This is a genomic window from Mangrovibacter phragmitis, assembly GCF_040429585.1.
In the GTDB taxonomy this organism is placed as follows: Bacteria; Pseudomonadota; Gammaproteobacteria; order Enterobacterales; family Enterobacteriaceae; genus Mangrovibacter; species Mangrovibacter phragmitis.
Genome location: NZ_CP134782.1, coordinates 98,186 through 115,245 on the forward strand (window position 1 = coordinate 98,186; position 17,060 = coordinate 115,245).

At 52.2% G+C, this 17,060-nt stretch carries 15 protein-coding genes and 2 pseudogenes; 10 read left to right on the forward strand and 7 right to left on the reverse strand.

Annotation, left to right across the window (positions count from 1 at the left end; genetic code table 11):
• From MPHASIOC01_RS00495 to MPHASIOC01_RS00530, 8 genes and pseudogenes are all read left to right on the forward strand, one after another.
• On the forward strand, positions 1-738 hold the full coding sequence (locus tag MPHASIOC01_RS00495) for a FliA/WhiG family RNA polymerase sigma factor (RefSeq protein ID WP_353613713.1): 738 nt from the start codon (positions 1-3) through the stop codon (positions 736-738).
• Positions 717-1,583, forward strand: a complete 867-nt coding sequence (gene motA, locus MPHASIOC01_RS00500) for a flagellar motor stator protein MotA (RefSeq protein WP_353613714.1) — start codon at positions 717-719, stop codon at positions 1,581-1,583. Before MPHASIOC01_RS00495 ends, motA begins: the two co-directional genes overlap by 22 nt.
• Positions 1,580-2,479: a putative lateral flagellar export/assembly protein LafU gene (gene lafU, locus MPHASIOC01_RS00505; protein ID WP_353613715.1), complete on the forward strand. Its 900-nt coding sequence runs from the start codon at positions 1,580-1,582 to the stop codon at positions 2,477-2,479. The genes motA and lafU overlap by 4 nt, the downstream gene beginning before the upstream one ends.
• Before the next feature lie 34 nt (positions 2,480-2,513).
• Positions 2,514-3,323: a C40 family peptidase gene (locus MPHASIOC01_RS00510; RefSeq protein ID WP_064598026.1), complete on the forward strand. Its 810-nt coding sequence runs from the start codon at positions 2,514-2,516 to the stop codon at positions 3,321-3,323.
• A gap of 482 nt (positions 3,324-3,805) precedes the next feature.
• Positions 3,806-3,982: pseudogene (locus tag MPHASIOC01_RS00515) on the forward strand (DUF2778 domain-containing protein); the annotation flags it as partial.
• Positions 3,954-4,229: a hypothetical protein gene (locus MPHASIOC01_RS00520; RefSeq protein WP_353613716.1), complete on the forward strand. Its 276-nt coding sequence runs from the start codon at positions 3,954-3,956 to the stop codon at positions 4,227-4,229. The pseudogene MPHASIOC01_RS00515 and the gene MPHASIOC01_RS00520, both read left to right, overlap by 29 nt.
• A gap of 1 nt (position 4,230) precedes the next feature.
• A pseudogene (locus tag MPHASIOC01_RS00525) lies at positions 4,231-4,434 on the forward strand (type VI secretion system tube protein Hcp); the annotation flags it as partial.
• A gap of 13 nt (positions 4,435-4,447) precedes the next feature.
• Complete coding sequence (locus tag MPHASIOC01_RS00530; protein ID WP_353613717.1) at positions 4,448-4,756, forward strand: hypothetical protein; 309 nt, start codon at positions 4,448-4,450, stop codon at positions 4,754-4,756.
• 99 nt (positions 4,757-4,855) lie between these two features.
• Here the strand turns inward: MPHASIOC01_RS00530 and MPHASIOC01_RS00535 are convergent, their stop codons facing one another.
• From MPHASIOC01_RS00535 to MPHASIOC01_RS00560, 6 genes are read right to left on the reverse strand one after another with little or no spacing between them, the layout of a single operon-like run.
• Entirely contained in the window at positions 4,856-5,131 is a 276-nt protein-coding gene (locus tag MPHASIOC01_RS00535; RefSeq protein WP_353613718.1) for a hypothetical protein, read from the reverse strand.
• 11 nt (positions 5,132-5,142) lie between these two features.
• Positions 5,143-6,846, reverse strand: coding sequence for a pectate lyase (locus MPHASIOC01_RS00540; protein ID WP_353613719.1), 1,704 nt, complete (start codon positions 6,844-6,846; stop codon positions 5,143-5,145).
• A 10-nt stretch (positions 6,847-6,856) separates the two neighbouring features.
• Entirely contained in the window at positions 6,857-7,942 is a 1,086-nt protein-coding gene (locus tag MPHASIOC01_RS00545; protein ID WP_353613720.1) for a pectinesterase family protein, read from the reverse strand.
• 19 nt (positions 7,943-7,961) lie between these two features.
• Entirely contained in the window at positions 7,962-9,551 is a 1,590-nt protein-coding gene (locus tag MPHASIOC01_RS00550; protein WP_064597434.1) for an SGNH/GDSL hydrolase family protein, read from the reverse strand.
• Positions 9,552-9,595: 44 nt separating this feature from the next.
• Positions 9,596-10,345, reverse strand: coding sequence for an oligogalacturonate-specific porin KdgM family protein (locus MPHASIOC01_RS00555; RefSeq protein ID WP_064597436.1), 750 nt, complete (start codon positions 10,343-10,345; stop codon positions 9,596-9,598).
• 26 nt (positions 10,346-10,371) lie between these two features.
• Positions 10,372-11,199, reverse strand: coding sequence for an oligogalacturonate-specific porin KdgM family protein (locus MPHASIOC01_RS00560; protein WP_064597438.1), 828 nt, complete (start codon positions 11,197-11,199; stop codon positions 10,372-10,374).
• A 475-nt stretch (positions 11,200-11,674) separates the two neighbouring features.
• On the opposite strand from MPHASIOC01_RS00560, the gene MPHASIOC01_RS00565 reads away from it, so the two are divergent.
• Positions 11,675-13,261 carry a hypothetical protein gene (locus MPHASIOC01_RS00565; RefSeq protein ID WP_353613721.1) on the forward strand — a complete coding sequence of 529 codons (1,587 nt, stop codon included), beginning with the start codon at positions 11,675-11,677 and terminating at the stop codon, positions 13,259-13,261.
• 189 nt (positions 13,262-13,450) lie between these two features.
• The gene (locus MPHASIOC01_RS00570; RefSeq protein WP_064597440.1) at positions 13,451-14,002 is read left to right on the forward strand and encodes a flavodoxin family protein; all 552 of its coding nucleotides are present in this window, start codon (positions 13,451-13,453) and stop codon (positions 14,000-14,002) included.
• A 1,500-nt stretch (positions 14,003-15,502) separates the two neighbouring features.
• On the opposite strand, the gene eat is transcribed toward MPHASIOC01_RS00570, so the two are convergent.
• Positions 15,503-16,867 (reverse strand): ethanolamine permease, encoded by a 1,365-nt coding sequence (gene eat, locus MPHASIOC01_RS00575; RefSeq protein ID WP_036116622.1) that lies wholly within the window; start codon positions 16,865-16,867, stop codon positions 15,503-15,505.
• Positions 16,868-17,060 lie beyond the last annotated feature (193 nt).

Genomic DNA, 17,060 nt, shown 5'->3' on the forward strand with positions numbered 1-17,060 from the left:
ATGAACACAACAAATGGATTTACTGAAGCGGCTCTCACCCCCGCTCAGGAAGCGCAATACCTCAATGACTGGCTACCCCTGGTGCATAAAATTGTGAAACAGATCAGCTGGCAGGCCAGTGGGATTATCGATAAAGACGATATGGAACAAATTGCGTTGATGGGGCTGCTCGCTTCACTGCGTCGTTATGGCGTACCCGATGAGCAATTTCCCGGTTATGCCTCCCAGCGCATTCGTGGCGCGATTCTGGATGAATTGCGCCAACAGGACTGGCGCTCCCGGCGGCTACGCCAAAAAAACCACCAGCTCAGTGATGCTATCAGCCGTTTAGTCAGCAAACTGGGTTATGAACCGCGGGCAGAGGAAATTTGTGAACACCTCAATATTTCTGCTGATGACTACATGGAATACCAGCAACTGGAATGCGCTAAAACGCTGCAAAGCCTGGATGAACTGTTGTCTTCATCAACCCATCACGCAGTGCTGGGAAATACCTTTTCCTCACGGAAACTGGACGATGAAATCGAGATTGCCGACCTGCTGCGCCATGCACTGAGCAGCCTGGAACCACGCGAACAACTTATTCTCACCCTCTATTACCAGCAAGAGATGAGCCTGAAAGAAATCGCGCTGACGCTCAACCTGACAGAAGCACGGGTTTGTCAGATAAACAAAAAACTTGCCTGGAAGATCCAACATTTTTTTGAGAAACAGACATGCAAAAATTTATCGGCTTAATCGTCATTATGGTTTGTGTTGTCGGGGGATTCCTGATGTCTGGCGGCAGGATGGCCGCGTTCTGGCAACCCGGTGAAATCATTATTATTTTAGGGGCTGGTTTTGGCGCGACAATGCTTGCCAACCCGCGCTCAGTTCTGCAGGAAATGTACCGCCAGTTTCGTGGTGTACTGCGTAAAAATGAATACACAGATGAATACCAGCGCCAGTTACTCATGCTGCTCTTCGAGCTGCTGGAACTGGTACAGGAAGGTGGCCTGAAGACGCTGGATGAACATATTGAAGTGCCAGAAAATAGCGCGTTATTTCAGAAATACCCACGCATTATGCGTGACAAAGCGCTGGTCACATTTATTTCCGACAACTTTCGCCTGATGGCAATGGGAAAAATCAACGAACATGAACTGGAGGGCCTGCTCGAACAGGAGCTGGGCGCAATGGAAGAAAACCTGCTGTTGCCATCACGGTCGTTGCACCGCACTGCTGAAGCTATGCCAGGTTTTGGTATTTGTGCCGCTGTTCTGGGGATTATTATCACCATGCAGTCCATTGACGGTTCCATTGCAGTAATTGGCGTGAAAGTGGCCGCCGCTCTGGTGGGGACTTTTCTTGGCGTGTTCTTCTGTTACTGCCTGATGGATCCACTGGCGAATGCGATGGAGCAACGCACGAAAAAACAGCTGTCTATTTTAGAGTGCGTCCGTACTGTGCTGGTCAACCATGTGGCCGGGAAACCCACATTACTGGCGGTGGATGCCGGGCGAAAAATGTTGCCCATGGACGCCAAACCCACCTTCGCAACGCTGGATGGCTGGGTTAATGCAATGCAGGATGACGCCGGATGAAAAAGCACAATGGCCACAGTACCACAATCATAAAACGCAGCGCCCGACGCAGCCATGCGAGTCACCATAGTGGTGCGTGGAAAGTTGCCTTTGCCGATTTTACCCTGGCCATGATGGCGCTTTTTATGGTGTTGTGGATTATGGGGGCATCTACCGAAGAAGAGCGTCATGAGATAGTTGCTATGTTTTATACCGATACGCTGTTCGATATTTTTTCTTCCCGTGAAACACCGGCAGGCAGCGATACACTGCCGCTGTTCGACCCTGGCGGAAACCCGTTGCCAGTGGCGCAGGCTACTACAGCACCTGCTCTGGAGCCAGAAACGCCTCAGGCGCGGGAAGCACGTTCACAGCGGGAAATTGAGGAGCTGGCGCGTTTAATTGCGCAAATCACCTCGGCGTATAATGCCCAGTCTAACCTGCATATTGAAATCGTACCCCAGGGGTTACGTATTCTGATAACCGATGACCAGCAGCGGGAAATGTTCCAGCGCAGCAGCGCAATTCTGGCACCCTTCTTCCAGCGGTTGTTAAGCGAATTTGCCCCTGCACTGAACACCATTGAGCATAAAATCATGATAACCGGCCATACCGATGCCACCCGGTATCGTGACCAGCAGCGCTATAACAACTGGAACCTCTCTGGTGACCGGGCGTTACAGGCGCGACGGGTACTGACCGATGCCGGGCTGGACGAACAGCGCATTGTGCAGGTCAGTGGCATGGCCGACCAAATGTTGTTTCACCCCGAAGACCCGCACCATGCCGCGAACCGGCGCATTGAAATTATGGTACTGACACATTCAGCGAGCGAAGCGCTGTACCAGTTTTTCGGCCACCACGGGAAAAACGTTGTGCGCCCCATTATTGATAAAATCAGCCAGGTCTCTGAATAACCCGGCTTTCAGTAGAAAGGAGAGAATGCTGTTTATGACAAGGAGCGTCACAAAACACCTGCCTGTACCGGCATCATTATTACTGACCTGCCTGCTGTTCCTGCCACTGGATGCAATGGCGACAGGTAATGAAGAGCGGCGTAAACTGCACAATACTCGTAGCACTGCGACGAACAGCGTGGGCCAGGCCGGTGACGCCGTGCGGGCGCGTATGCGTAACCGGGACAAATTACTGGCAAAGCGCCAGTCCCGGCCCAGTGCAGTACCACCAACACCCGGCCAGCGGCAGCAACATGCCGCGAATCAACCCGTTGAGCGGGCGAAAAACCGGGAATTACTGGCGATGTATGCCAACTGGTTGCCCGGACAACATAGTGCGGCCCAATCCCCCGAAGACTCACGCTGGTCCACCGGGGGGCAGACACACACATTGCGCGAGCAGCACACCATTCACCATGTTGTGAACCGCCTGAAAGCACAACTGGGAAAGCCTTATGTCTGGGGCGGCCACTCACCAGAAAGTGGTTTTGATTGCAGTGGCCTGGTATGGTACGCCTTTAATCCGCTCCTGAACCGTAAATTACCCCGCACTGCAAACGCCATGTATCAGGACCGGCAGCTCAACCCGGTTCACCGCCAGCAACTGCGTAAAGGCGATTTGGTATTTTTTAGTATCAAAACGCCCAATGCGGCAGACCATGTGGGGGTTTACCTGGGGGACGGGCAGTTTATTGAAGCGCCCCGCACCGGGAAGAATATTCGTATCAGCGAATTAAATAATGACTTCTGGAAAGCAAAATACCTGGGAGCGCGCCGGGTTATCAAAGAATCAGTCCTGTTATAAACAGAAAAAAAGCGTGAGCAACCTGCTCACGCCCGAGTCTGATGACAAACCTTATGTCCGCACAGAACGAGAGGATGTCACCCAATAAAAAACAAGGAAAATCAATTTATTGATTTTCGGCTGCTAACTAAAAAGAAGGAAAAACCACGTTTTTTCCTTCTTTTTCATCAATCTGAAGCGTGAGCAACCCGCTCACGCCCATGAGTTATCCGTACTGATGGTTTCCTTTCCTGAAAGGCTAACAACCCTTAAAAACAACAATAAGGAGATATGTTAGAAAAGCATTAGATTAATGATTTCAATCATCCCGTACACAGCGCCATCCTCAACAATTGATAAATAAATCACCGTGAAAAATCCTAACCTGCTAATTGCATTGATTAAGCGCACAGTTCTTAAGCTAAATTTCGCTACTAATATAGCTCTTTACTCATCAATTTCAGGCTGCATTACGAGCAGACAGGCTGGCACGAAGGAGCTGGTTGCACCCCGGCCGAGTTTTTGAAGGGTGTATAACAATCGCTCATGAGTCTGATTTTGCCATGATACACAACGCCCTTATGAATACCCCTCTCATACAGGTGCCATGTATGCGGTTCCTAATGGCTCGCGGATGGATAGAGGTTGTTGATGGCGGTTTTACAAACACTTGCCCGTAGAGCGGCAAAAACAGTCTTTTTCATAGCGTCATCAATCGCTGTAGGGCGAACTTTAGGCCCTCCCGAAAATTGGGTTAGCATCGATTTTGTTCATCAGCTTGGGAGGGCCATTTATGGCCCTGGAGATATCGGAGCAGATAATTTCTGGGATCTCATGTTTTACATTGATTTTCTCACTGTCATTTCAATTACGACTGTCATCCACATCGTAACAATGAAGTTAATAACCAAAATAAGGAAAAAGTGAAATGCCAATCCCTCCATATATGTGGCTTAAAGACGACGGCGGCGCAGATATTAAAGGCTCCGTGGGCGTGCAAGACCGTGAAGGCAGTATTGAGATCATCGGTCTGAGCCACGGCATAAACCTCCCGGCAGACAATGCTAACGGCAAAATAACCGGTACCCGCCAGCACTCATCCATGCGGATTGTTGACGGCAATATCATGTACACCGATGCATGGAATGAGCGTCCGACTGCGTAAGATGAATTACACCTCGAAATTATTGGCTGTAATCAGGTATATCTGTCGCGCCATTCTTGTGCTGATTGCTTTCTTCTTCGCCAGCTTCATTTTTTCAGGCGTAGTAGAAGCGATGATTCCAGAAACGTGGATCGATTGGGTGCAAGGCTCGCTTAATTTTAGGCAAAGCATTGAAGGTTATTACGATGCATGGGAGTTAATCGCTTTTCTTATCAGCCTGCCAACGGCCATGCTGGCATCCTGGTTAACCTTCCGTCTATCTGGATATCTGCCTTTCTTACGTCCATAAGCTCGCTGGTGGAGAAATTCCACCAGCATGCTCCACTTGCCAACATATACTTTCAGTAGCCTGATGTGGTACGCCTTCAACCCACTCCTGAACCGTAAATTACCCCGTACTGCAAACGCCATGTACCAGGACCGGCAACTCAACCCGGTTCACCGCCAGTAGTTGCGCAAAGGCGACCTGGTGTTTTTCAGTATCAAAACGCTCAATGCGGCAGACCATGTGAGTGTTTACCTGGGAGGCGGGTAATTCATGAATCGGTGCTGTTATAAACAGAAAAAAAGCGTGAGCAACCCGCTCACGCCCATCACCACATTCCGTGTGATAAAGAGTAACGCCAGGAATCACCAGCCTGACGTTACCCGGGGATATCATCACCGTTGTTACGGTTACTTTTTCCCGTTCGGTTGCAATTGCTCACCGACTTTCAGCCGTAACAACTCATCATCCCGGGTTGAAACACGGGCACTGCCATCAGGCATCCGGTAAGCACCTTCAGTAAACCCGGCACCGTTAATAAATGGCGCAACAGCGTCGGGTTTATTCTGCCGCGCGGCTTCCAGCGCCAGAATGGCGTAAGGGTCGATACTGTCGATACTGGCATACTGCATATCCGGGCTATTCATAAAGAAGCCATGATGCAGGTTATGGGCAATAATGTTGTCTGCGACCTTTTCAGCCACTGCCAGGTATTGTTTATCCTGGGTGGCACGCCACAAATCAATCAGAGCAAAAATTGCGTATGGTTCACGATTACGGGTATTCAGGTCTAATTTCGCTTTCCCCGACACCACGCCAATATCGCCCAGGCCTCTTGCCAGGGCAATGCCCCGTGCGACGGCCCACAATTCCGGGTCTGGCGCAATGGCATAAGCGCGTGCGTAAGAAAGGAGAAACTCACTGCCTGCCGGGTAGGGCGTCAGTACTGTGCCTTTTTTGCCATAATAGCCATCCCGCGGGAGTGTATAACCCGACAAATCTGTACCATTCGCCAGCATCGGGCGGAATGTATTGTCGCGGGCGTCATACGCGTATTTGGCAAAGGCTTTCAGCCCGTCCACTGTCCACGTTTTTAGTGTATCGCCTTCCGCACCCAGGTCTGCCGCCAGTTGCAGTTGCATCAGGGCATTTTCAGAATAAAGGGTACTGGTTCGCCCTTTCAGCAGCATATTGCCTTCCAGTGCATCTGGCCCAAACTCCGGGCCAAACTGGCGCTGAGCGCGGTCGCCATATTTGGAATGAGTGTCACTGTCATCGGTGGTTTCCGCCCGCTTTAACGCCTGGGTAAACTGGTAAACCCCAAGGCCGGTTTGCTTATCGCGCGGTAGTACATATTGCTGTGCCAGGCGCAGCGCCCAGGTCAGCGCTTCGGGCTCGTGGTTATATTTGGCAAGCAATGAAGCAGAATAGATAAGGTCATTGCCGGCATTCAGAAAGCTGAGTCCTTTAGTGGCGAAAAATGGCGGTTGCTGGGTGAAATCATTGCGCCATAATTTCCCCATGGCTTTACCGTACTCCCCGTGACGGCTGGTCTCCAGGGCTTTCCAGTCGTATACATGGGCATTCCAGAAAGCATGAATAAACCGAACTGTTGCGGGTTTATCTACCTGAAACATCAACGAATAAAAGGGATAGGCATTCTTGAGTTCATGCACTAACTCCTTCTCGCTCGGCCCTTCGGGCTGCAAGGTTTTTAAGTCTACAAAACGGTGCCCGCCCCAGAAAAGCAAACCACTTTTATCCTGGTAATGATCAAAATAGTAACGCACCAGTGTTTGCGCCCGCTCAGCATAGCGTTGATCGCCAGTGAGCTGCGTTAACCCCACCAGTACCCGCATAAAGTTTTGCTGGGCTGAAAAATTGGATAGCACAGCATGGCGGCCATCAGGGAAAACCCATTCCAGCTGCTGGCCGGTTCGCGGGTCTACACCATCCGCCAGCAGAGGAGAAGGCGTATCACCATGGTAGTGATCGGCCGCTTTATCCAGCACCGTATCGGCATACTGTTTTACCACATCAATGCGCGAAGCAGCCTGTACCTGAACCGCGACCAGGCTGGCACAACATAATGCAGCCAAAGACCGTTTTTTCATTGCGATATCCTTAGTCAAAAAGGGCTGCATCCCAGCCAGAGAAAATAGCGTGTAGTTGATAATGTGAGGCCAGTTGCGGCGCTAATTGATAATGTTCGCCCCCACGCCCGGCTCCGGGGCCTGTATTGTTCATTTCGTAAAAACGGCTGTCCTCAGGATAAAACCAGACCTGTTCACCCTGTTTATCTTTGCCGGACATTTTGTCCCAGCCATAGATATGGTCATCTATTTGGCACTGTATAAAGACGGCTGTGCCAATGGCATGGGGATCTGCGTAGCGGCCATCTGCAAAAGTCGTTGTGGGGTGCCACGGGCGACCAAGAGCAAAGCTTCCGGCGGGTACTCCTGGCTCTTTCGTCAGATGGCTGTGCATGAAAATAAGCCCGTAAGGTTTGTCATCCGGGGTGCTGGGTGCCGTGATATACCCCAGCGGCGGGGCGATATCACTACGATTGCGGGCAATAATGGTACAGCGGTCAAACACCGCAATACCGCCGCCAAAAATAAAGTCCACATGGCCGCTAATTTCGCAGTCAGTAAAATAGCTGCGGCTGCCATTCTTGCTGTAGAACGTGTCCTGGTAACCTTCCAGGCGCACTTTGCGAAACCGCGCCTTGTCAATATTCTCGCCAACCATTAATGCTACAGCCTGGGTGTCTTTCAGCTTGTTGGGATCGTCTGCCGGTAACGCACTGTTTGCCGGGAAATCAAAGCTGTTGCGCACTGTCAGGTTTTCCAGTGTTACACCCGAAGCCGCCACCTCAACAGTACTGGTGCGGAACGTTCCCAGTTTTTTACCCGCGGCATCCAGAGCACCTGCTGGCGTGTTGGCTTCAATAATCGTGTTCTCCCGGGATTCGCCCACTAACGTGACGGGTTTAGTGATCACCAGACGCTCATGCCAGACACCATTCTGAATTAAAATACGCCAGGGTTTACCCTGCTCTGGCGCAGCCTGAAGCGCCGCCTGGAGAGAATGGTAATGGTTGCTACCTGGTGTGGAAGACACAATGGCGTCCCAGGGGCTGGCATGAACCATCCCACTCGCCATCATTGCCATCGCGAAGCAGGTGGCAGGCAAAAATGAACGTGTCATAAGCTCAGTTCCTCCATTCTCAGGGTTGTAATTGCGTAGCGAGAGATTTCAATTGCGGGTTTTCCCGAATCAACCCGGCGACCAGGGCAGCAATGGTTTCTGCGCCTTTTTGCTGAAAGTGGGTCGTGTCAGGGTTTGCCAGCGTGCCGCTGGTTTGTGTCTGGTACCAGGGGTAACGGGCAGGATCAACCGCCAGCCAGTAAGTCTGCCAGTCCTGTGGGTGCTGGTTAGCCAGGGCGAGTGTCGCCGCTTCCAGATCAAGCAAAGGCACTGCGTTATCTGCCGCGGTTTTACGCACACTGGCAATATAGTCGCCACTGAACAGGTAGCCCGGTTTTGCCGGGGTGTGATGGCTGCTGACTACTGGTTGGGCATCGCCGTTTACAAAAGCCGTTTTCCCCCGGGCGTTTTTGACTCTGGCGGTTGGGGTAAGCAGTACAGGGTGTGCGCCCTGAGCCCGCGCCAGTGTGATATAACGCTCAAGAGAGGTTTGGTAGGACATCTCCGGATGCCCTTCCGGGAACTGGCGTTCCCCTTTGTTGTTATTGGGGTAGGTACACAGGTTTTTGACATCGGCTGCGCCACGCAGTGGTTTGCCGCTGTTACAGTTCTGGTCGTTATGCCCGTGAGCAATCAGCACATAGTCGCCAGCGCGCATAAAACGCGCCATTTGTTGGTACCAACCTTCATTATAAAAATCCCGGCTGGAACGCCCGGCACGGGCGCCATTGAGCACTACCACGCCGCTATCTGGCGCAAATTGTTGCTCAAAAACCTGGCCCCAGCCCATGCGCGGCAGGCGGCTGACTTCATAGGTTGCGGCCGTTGAATCACTGACAATCATTACCCGGGTTTTCGCCGCCAGAATGGCCACTCTCTCTTTTACAGCACGCGCATAATCAAAGGGTTCATATGGCCCGGCATTTTGCAGGCCCACCAGCGGGCGGAAACTGATATCTGTGAGGATAGTGCCTGCGGCTTCACCACTGTTATTGTCATAACCGCGGTTATGGTTGATAACGGCCAGAATCTGGCTCATCCCATCGCCCGGTTGCATTGGCAAAGTGACGGGATTTATATGCTGCGGTACCAACCCCACCTGCACCAGGGCATCATGCATTCCGGCCTGAAAACGCGCTAAAGGGGCTGCCAGTTGTGCTGTGTCGAGGGCAATACCTTTAGCCATGATCCATTGTTGCGGCCCGATATACCCGGTAGCCGTGGCAATTTCCGACACCATGCGGTCAGTAAACGGTGTGATATTGGCGATATTGGTTCGGCTGGCATCCAGCACAGGGAGCAATGACGCCATGCAGCGCGCCCGTGGCTGGTCATTATGCAGGCAATCCTGGCTGGTGACCCCTTCCCAGGGATGAGTGTTAATAGCGGAAAGACGTAAAGGGGCGCTTAACCCCTGAGCATCCAGTTGATAGCGGCCTTCATTATCCGTGACAGCAGTACGTTGCAGCCCGTAGCTGTCAGTGACAGTGACGGTGACCGCGCGAAAAGGCTGTTCAGCTATCACCATCCCTTCCAGTACCGGTGCTGCGGTGGCTGATAATGCCGGCCCGCATAGCCCGGCACAGAGTAAAAATTGACGCGCTTTCATACTCTATTTCCTGTTCAAAGCGGGTGCGAACACCCGCTGGTGAGTTAGAAGGTGTAAGTAACCCCGGTTTTCAGGAGTGCCTCGCGCCCGCCTTCCTGAGCGCTTTTCGCCACATCCTGGGCACCCACATTCAATTGCCATGCAGGGTTTACTTGCCAGTCAATATATATATCTTGTTGATAATCATGTTTTTTGTTATCTGTCAGGACATAATCAGCTTTGTGCCAGTAGGCCTTGTAACGTAGCGCCAGGTTTTCCAACAGTTGATACCGGGCACCTACTTCGTAGCGGTGACGATGGCGGTTGAGTTGCTCCCCTTTCCCGGCCCGGCCACGCGCAAGTTTGCGGTAGTCGTAACGGTATTGGGTGTATAACGACAACGGTTCTGCCGCTTGCCAGGCCAGCATCAGCCCCGGAGTGTAGCGGGCTCCGGCTGTCTGGCTGTCGCCCATCTCACCTGGCGTTCCTTCACCGCTGGTTCCCCCGGAATAAAAGCGGGCCTGCAAACTGGGGCTGAGTGTTAGTTGATTATTTAAATGGAAATGGTAACCAGAGAAGAATGAATAGGAATTAGAAACCACTTCATCAAATGCGGTATCTTTATTTTTCCCATAGAAATCGATTTTTATTTTAAACCAGGCATCTCCTTGCTCATGCAACAGGCCAAAGTTGTCACTGTGAATCCGGTTTTCAGTTGCATAACTGTGCTCATAAAAAAAGTATGTTTCCGCTGCTGAAGTGACAGACGGTAAAAAAAACAGGCCGGACAGCCCCAGAGTAATGATTTTTTTCATTATTAATTCCCTATATATGAATAAACTCAGTCGAATAAATAATTAAACCCGATTTTGTACTGCTGCTGGCGTGACTTAGAGTTACCAGAAACTGTAACGTCATCGACTTCAATATAGGGACGGAACTGTTTGAAATACCTTACTGCGATTTTGAACTGATGCTCGGTATCAGTCTTCTTACCGTTATAAACAGCATACTTATTGGCAGTGAATACACCGTTTTTATAACTCCATGAATCATTAATGTTATCGCCAATAAAGTAGTTATACACATAACTCAGTTGCAGATGAGGAATCCCCGAATAACTGATACCACCATCCAGGCGGTGACGGCCAGTATCTGAGCGGGAACGGTAGACTTCACCAGCATGCCCGTATTTATCGGACTGACTTATGGTGCTGTAGCGGTAATCACGCGTGAGTTTTTTCAATTCATAACGATAACGCCCATAGACTGACCATTCCTTGTTAATAGAATAACTTAGTTTGGCCCCTGGTTGATAAGTCAGCGAGGTATTACCAAAGGCAAACTCCATTGAAGGTGTCAGTGTGGCTTTACGTTCTAACAGCTTAATGTCTTTCTGAAGAACAATGCCGCCAGAGCCACCCTGCATATCATCATAGGCGACATCATAATTGCGGCTACTGCCCGCAGAGGTGCCAAACTTAATTTCGAAATGCCATAGTTCGGGTGTTTTATGGATAAGTTTCAACGTATCATGATGACGCCTGTCTGTTGTTTTGAATTTATGTTCATACTGGAAAGTTGTTCTGCCATCTGCAGCCAGTAATGAACAGGGAATACAACCAACCAGAATACCGATTGTGAGTTTATTTATGATACAACCTTTCATGACATCCTCTTTTATTGTCGGAAAGGGTGCTTACGCACCAGGAATATCATAAATCCCAGAGGTGTTTTTATAGTTATATGACTCATGCTGTGCTCAGTGAATGGCACAGCTAATAATAAACTCGCCCGGCACCTGAGCCGGAAAGCAGCGAGGTTTTTTTATTTTGACTACGGGTGATTAGTCAGGTTTTCAGAAACCTCTTTACGATTTTTGACCTGCACATGATGCATCAAAAGAAACGACGTTTTAATTTAAAAATCACAATATTTCACTTTTGTTTTTGCATTTGTGACGGTGCTCAACATTAAATAACGGCCGGGGTTGTTTTTATTCCGGGTTCTTTTAATGACAATGTGCCATGAAATGAATATTTACCTTCAGTCATCATTTCCGGTAGCAAAGACTGAGGAAGTACCAAAAAATGCCGATATATACTTAACTGTATGCCAACTACCCGGTCCACCAAGGAGGCACCATGCGTACCTGGTTCGATAAACTGACAGGCAAGAACAAACCGCCCCGGTTTATGAAGAGCTGGGCCCCGGAGCGGGAAGCGATTTACCACTGGATGGCGACCTGGCAACGTAGCCAGCACCACGAAGAGATGGCCTTGCCCGATGAGCTGCCTGCTGAAGATGAGAGCTTGCGCTGGGCACCCGGGGCGCTGGATGGCACCCTGGCGTGGCATACCGGGCAACCCGACGATGTACGCCAGAAAGTCGCCCAGAGTATTCATGCACTCCAGGCCGTACTGGCTGTGCCATCCGACGAAACGGCAATGCAGGGACTGTATCGTTTGCTGAACGAAGGTTATCCACTGAGCTATATCGATGCCCTGTTGCAAGAAATCGCTAACACGCGAACCATTGCCGCTGAACGCCTGCGCTGGCTTGCTGAGTGGCTGGCAACAGAAGCACCAGACCGCAATGTGGTGAAAGTCGCCATGGCTTTGTTGATGTTTTTCCCCGGCGAGCGGAGTGTATCAATCCTGACCACGCTGGGCGCGCATGATGAATTTACGCTCTATGCTGTCGTCGCATTACGCGCCATGTTAAGCCAGGAAGAATACGCACAGGTCTGGTTTACACTGGCGCAACAGGCTGAAGGATGGGGGCGCATTCATCTGATTGAGCGCTTACCCACTCCACTTCCCGATGAGATTCGCCACTGGCTGCTGCGCGAAGGTTATAGCAATACCGTCATGAATGAATACACCGCCTGGCATTGTGCCAGTGGTGGAGATTTACCCCGGGCATTGCAGGAAGAACAGGACGAAGCACTGCTATTGGGTGCGGCGGGCATTATTCAGGCTCTGATTGCTGGCGGCCCCGCCCGTGATATGCGTAATTATGACGACAACGACCTGCTGTGTACCCGCTGGTTACAGCGAATACACACTCTGCCGCCTGCCGATTTACACTATTATCTGTGTGCCAGTGCTATTGCCAACTGGGCCGCACGCCAGGCAGAAGAAGATACCGACAACGCGCCACGCTGGCTGGATTTACGCCATCTGGCCGTAGATGTACTGGCTAACTCCGGCTGGGCAGAGTGCATTAGCGAAGAATTTGACCAGCCGGACTGGTCACGCTTTTATCTGGCAGTACAGGCAAGCCAGTGCCGGGGAGAAGACCCCTGGCCCAAAGTTTATGAACGCCAGAGCCGTTTTCCGAATGAAAGCCACTGGTATACGCTGCTGCAAACTCACGCCAGAGAGCGGGCCAGCATGGTTCAGGCGCTGGCAGAACAGCAATTGAACCTGGCGCAGATAGCCAGCGGCCCTTCTCTTGAGGTGGGGATTGGCACGGGCTGGCATGATCACCATGTACTGGATGGCATCTTATATGGGTTGCAACGTTTCCCGGGGGTGGGCTGGTCACTGGTGGATGCAGGGCTATACAGCCCACTGATTCATAACCGCAGTGTCGCTCTGCAAGTGCTTGAAGCCTGGTCATTACCCGACGATACGCGCTGGCGGCTGGAGCATTTATTACGTGTTGAGCCAGACGATGAACTGCGTCTGCGTATTAGTGAGCAACTGGCCACATTATCCACCGCATAACATTTTGTGCGGTTTCTCTGACGGGCAACGGGTACCCGGTTTGTGTGCCAGCCAGCATACGCTCTGATACGGGTGTTGAGGTAAGTATCCGGGTCAGGTAAAGCCCGGATAAAAGTGAGTTTGTATTCTGTCTGTTCCTGCGTTATATCCTTTTAGCAAAGTGTTAATCATCCTCATGACGGAGAGACCATGACTAAAGTTGCAGTGGTTTATTATTCTGGCTATGGACACACCAAACTGGTAGCTGAAAACGTTGCCGAAGGTGCTCAGGCGGAACTTATCGAAATTGACCAGGAAGGCAATATTCCTGAAGCCGCATGGGACACGCTGCAGGCTGCAGACGCCATTATTTTTGGTGCGCCGACCTATATGGGTTCAGCTCCATGGCAGTTTAAGAAATTCGCCGACGCCAGCTCCAAACCCTGGTTCACCCGTGCCTGGCAGGACAAAGTGTTCGGTGGTTTCACTAACAGCGCCAGCCTGAATGGCGACAAACAAGTCACCATGATTGCCATGCAAACCCTCGCTGCGCAACATGGCGGGATTTGGGTAAGCCTGGGCCAGTTGCCAGCAAATACCCTGGCATCCACCCGTGACGATGTGAACAACCTGGGTGGCTCCGCAGGCCCGCTGGTACAGTCTCCTTCTGATGCTGGCGCGGATAAAATTCCGGCAGGTGATTTGGAAACTGTTCGCTTGTACGGCGCCCGTGTTGCCTCTATCGCTGCACGCCTGAAATAAGCCACATCACTTGATGTAATCCTCTGGCGCGGTAATCTGATGCCGGGGGATTACGTATTTGGATACAGCCTCCACAGTTGCACTTACATTGCTAAAGTGAACTGAACAATCGCACCAGCCAGGGTGAACTGCCCCCGTTCTGCCAGTACTGAGCAAATTGCGCGCCGTGTCAGCCACACTGCTTTCTCTCACCACCAGCGCCCGGCGCCCGCAGGGGGCACTGGCCCCCTGCACCCCCTTTCGTGGCCGGCAAAATCGCCGCTACGCGGACATTCGGCTTACCCCGGCGGCCTGTTCGGGTACCGCTCCGGGTCGGCATCCTGCCTCCCGTCGCTCTGCCTGCGTCCTGCAGGCAGCCCCGGCCCGCCAGGCACGCCTCAACGATTTAGAGGCCACACCCCACACCCGCCTGTCATATCTCAGCAAAAAACACACAAAGACATACCATGCACAGAACATACAGCCACTCAGCACAACACAAACTATCCGCTACTTGCAGCGAGGGTTGTGTCGCGTAAGACCGGTGAACCGGAGAAAGGAAGACAAGGTTATTCCGCCCGGACGGCGGAATAAGGCGAAACGAGGCAGGACGCCGAGTCGAGCCGGCCGCAGGCTGACTGCCCGGAGGTGAACGCAGTGCGCAGCACCGGTCGCCCGCGAAAACGGGGATTGCAAAGGGGGCGAGCCCCCTTTAGCCCGTTCACAGGCTGTGAAGCCACATTGAGCGCATCACTTCAGGTGAACGGAACTTCCACCACACTGGTAACAGGTTCAGTAAACAGTACTCAACCACAGTAAAATGATCTGCCAGCACAGAGCCAGTTGCGCGCCGTGTCAGCCACACTGCTTTCTCTCACCCACTTCGCCCGGCGCCCGCAGGGGGCACTGGCCCCACCCCCTTTTGTGGCCGGCAAAATCGCCGCTGCGCGGACATTCGGCTTACCCCGGCGGCCTGTTCGGGTACCGCTCCGGGTCGGCTTCCTGCCTCCCGTCGCTCTGCCTGCGTCCTGCAGGCAGCCCCGGCCCGCCAGGCACGCCTCAACGATTTAGAGGCCACACCCCACACCCGCCTGTCATATCTCAGCAAAAAACACACAAAGACATATCAGGCACAAATCCCACAGCCACTCAGCACAACACAAACTATCCGCTACTTGCAGCGGGGACAGTTCGCGTAAGACCGGTGAACCGGAGAAAGGAAGACAAGGTTATTCCGCCCGGATGGCGGAATAAGGCGAACCGAGGCATGGATGCCGAGTCGAGCCGGCCGCAGGCTGACTGCCCGGAGGTGAACGCAGTGCGCAGCACCGGTCGCCCGCGAAAACGGGGATTGCAAAGGGGGCGAGCCCCCTTTAGCCCGTTCACAGGCTGTGAAGCCGCATTGAGCGCATCACTTCAGGTGAACGGAACCCGCTACACTGACACACTGCAAGTGAACGGAACAGTCACCGTACTGGCACCACTGCAAGCGAACAAAAACCCGCCCACGGGCAAAAAACACTACTCACTCTCCAACACCATCTCCGCATTCGCCACATCATCCCGGCGCGACTTCGTCGACAGAAAATAGAGATAACCCGCCACCATAAAGGCAATAAACAACCCACCAATTTCCGGGTTAAACCACAGCATCGCCACCAGGCAAATCACGGAACAAACCAGCGCAATCGCCGGGATAACCGGGTAACCCGGCGCACGATAACTGCGTTCCAGTTCCGGTGCGCTACGGCGCAGGCGAAACAGGCTCAGCATACTCATGATATACATCACAATGGCACCGAACACGGCCATGGTTATCATGGCGGCGGTCAGGCTCATACCCTGCAGATTTACGCCATCACAGAAAATCGCGATGATACCAATCACACCACCGGCCAGAATTGCACGATGCGGTGTCTGGAAGCGGGACAGTTTTGCCAGACCATGAGGCAGGTAACCGGCACGGGCCAGAGCAAAGAACTGGCGGGAATAACCAAGAATAATCCCGTGGAAACTGGCAATCAGGCCAAACAGGCCAATCCACACCAGCATATGCATCCAGCTGGAGTGTTCGCCAACAATCATTTTCATTGCCTGCGGCAGTGGGTCGTTAATGTCGGACAGTTTACGCCAGTCACCTGCGCCGCCTGCCAGCAACATCACACCAATCGCCAGTACCACCAGAGTAAGAATGCCGGTGATATAGGCGCGGGGAATGGTGCGTTTCGGGTCTTTCGCTTCTTCTGCGGCCATTGCAGCCCCTTCAATCGCCAGGAAGAACCAGATAGCGAAAGGAATGGCGGCAAACATCCCGGAAACAGAACTCAGTGAGAAACCATCGCTGCCTGCCCAGCCATGGGCAACAAAATTACTCATGGTAAACCCAGGGGAAACCACGCCCATAAACACCAGCAGTTCGATAACCGCCAGAATGGTGACCACCAGTTCGAACATGGCCGCCAGTTTTACGCCCAGAATATTCAGCCCCATAAAGACAATATACGCGCCCACCGCCGCATATTTCGGATCCAGCCCGGGGAACTGCACATTCAGGTAAGCCCCTATCGCCATGGCAATAGCGGGTGGTGCAAAGACAAACTCAATCAGAGTTGCCATGCCTGCAATCAGGCCGCCCGTATCGCCAAAGGCTTTACGGCTGTAGGCAAACGGGCCACCGGCCTGTGGAATGGCGGTGGTCAGCTCGGTAAAGCTGAAAATAAAACAGGTATACATTGCAGCAATAAACAATGTGGTAATCAAAAACCCCAGTGTGCCTGCCACTCCCCAACCATAGCTCCAGCCAAAATACTCTCCGGATATGACCAGACCCACGGCAATACCCCACAAGTGCAGGGCGCCCAGTGTGGGCTTAAGTTTTGTCGTCATATTTGTATCCCCGTCAGTTATCGTCGTTGTGTGAACGCGTTATTTTGTGAACGTCTTATTTTGCGAATGTTGGTGCGTTTGCTCTCTGATAATGCCGCCAGTGCGGTGGGGAAAACTTGACATCAGCGCGTCGATTCTTGCGCGCTGATGTCAAGTTGACGGGGAAAAGCGGCGGGAATAGTGGTCTGGGTCA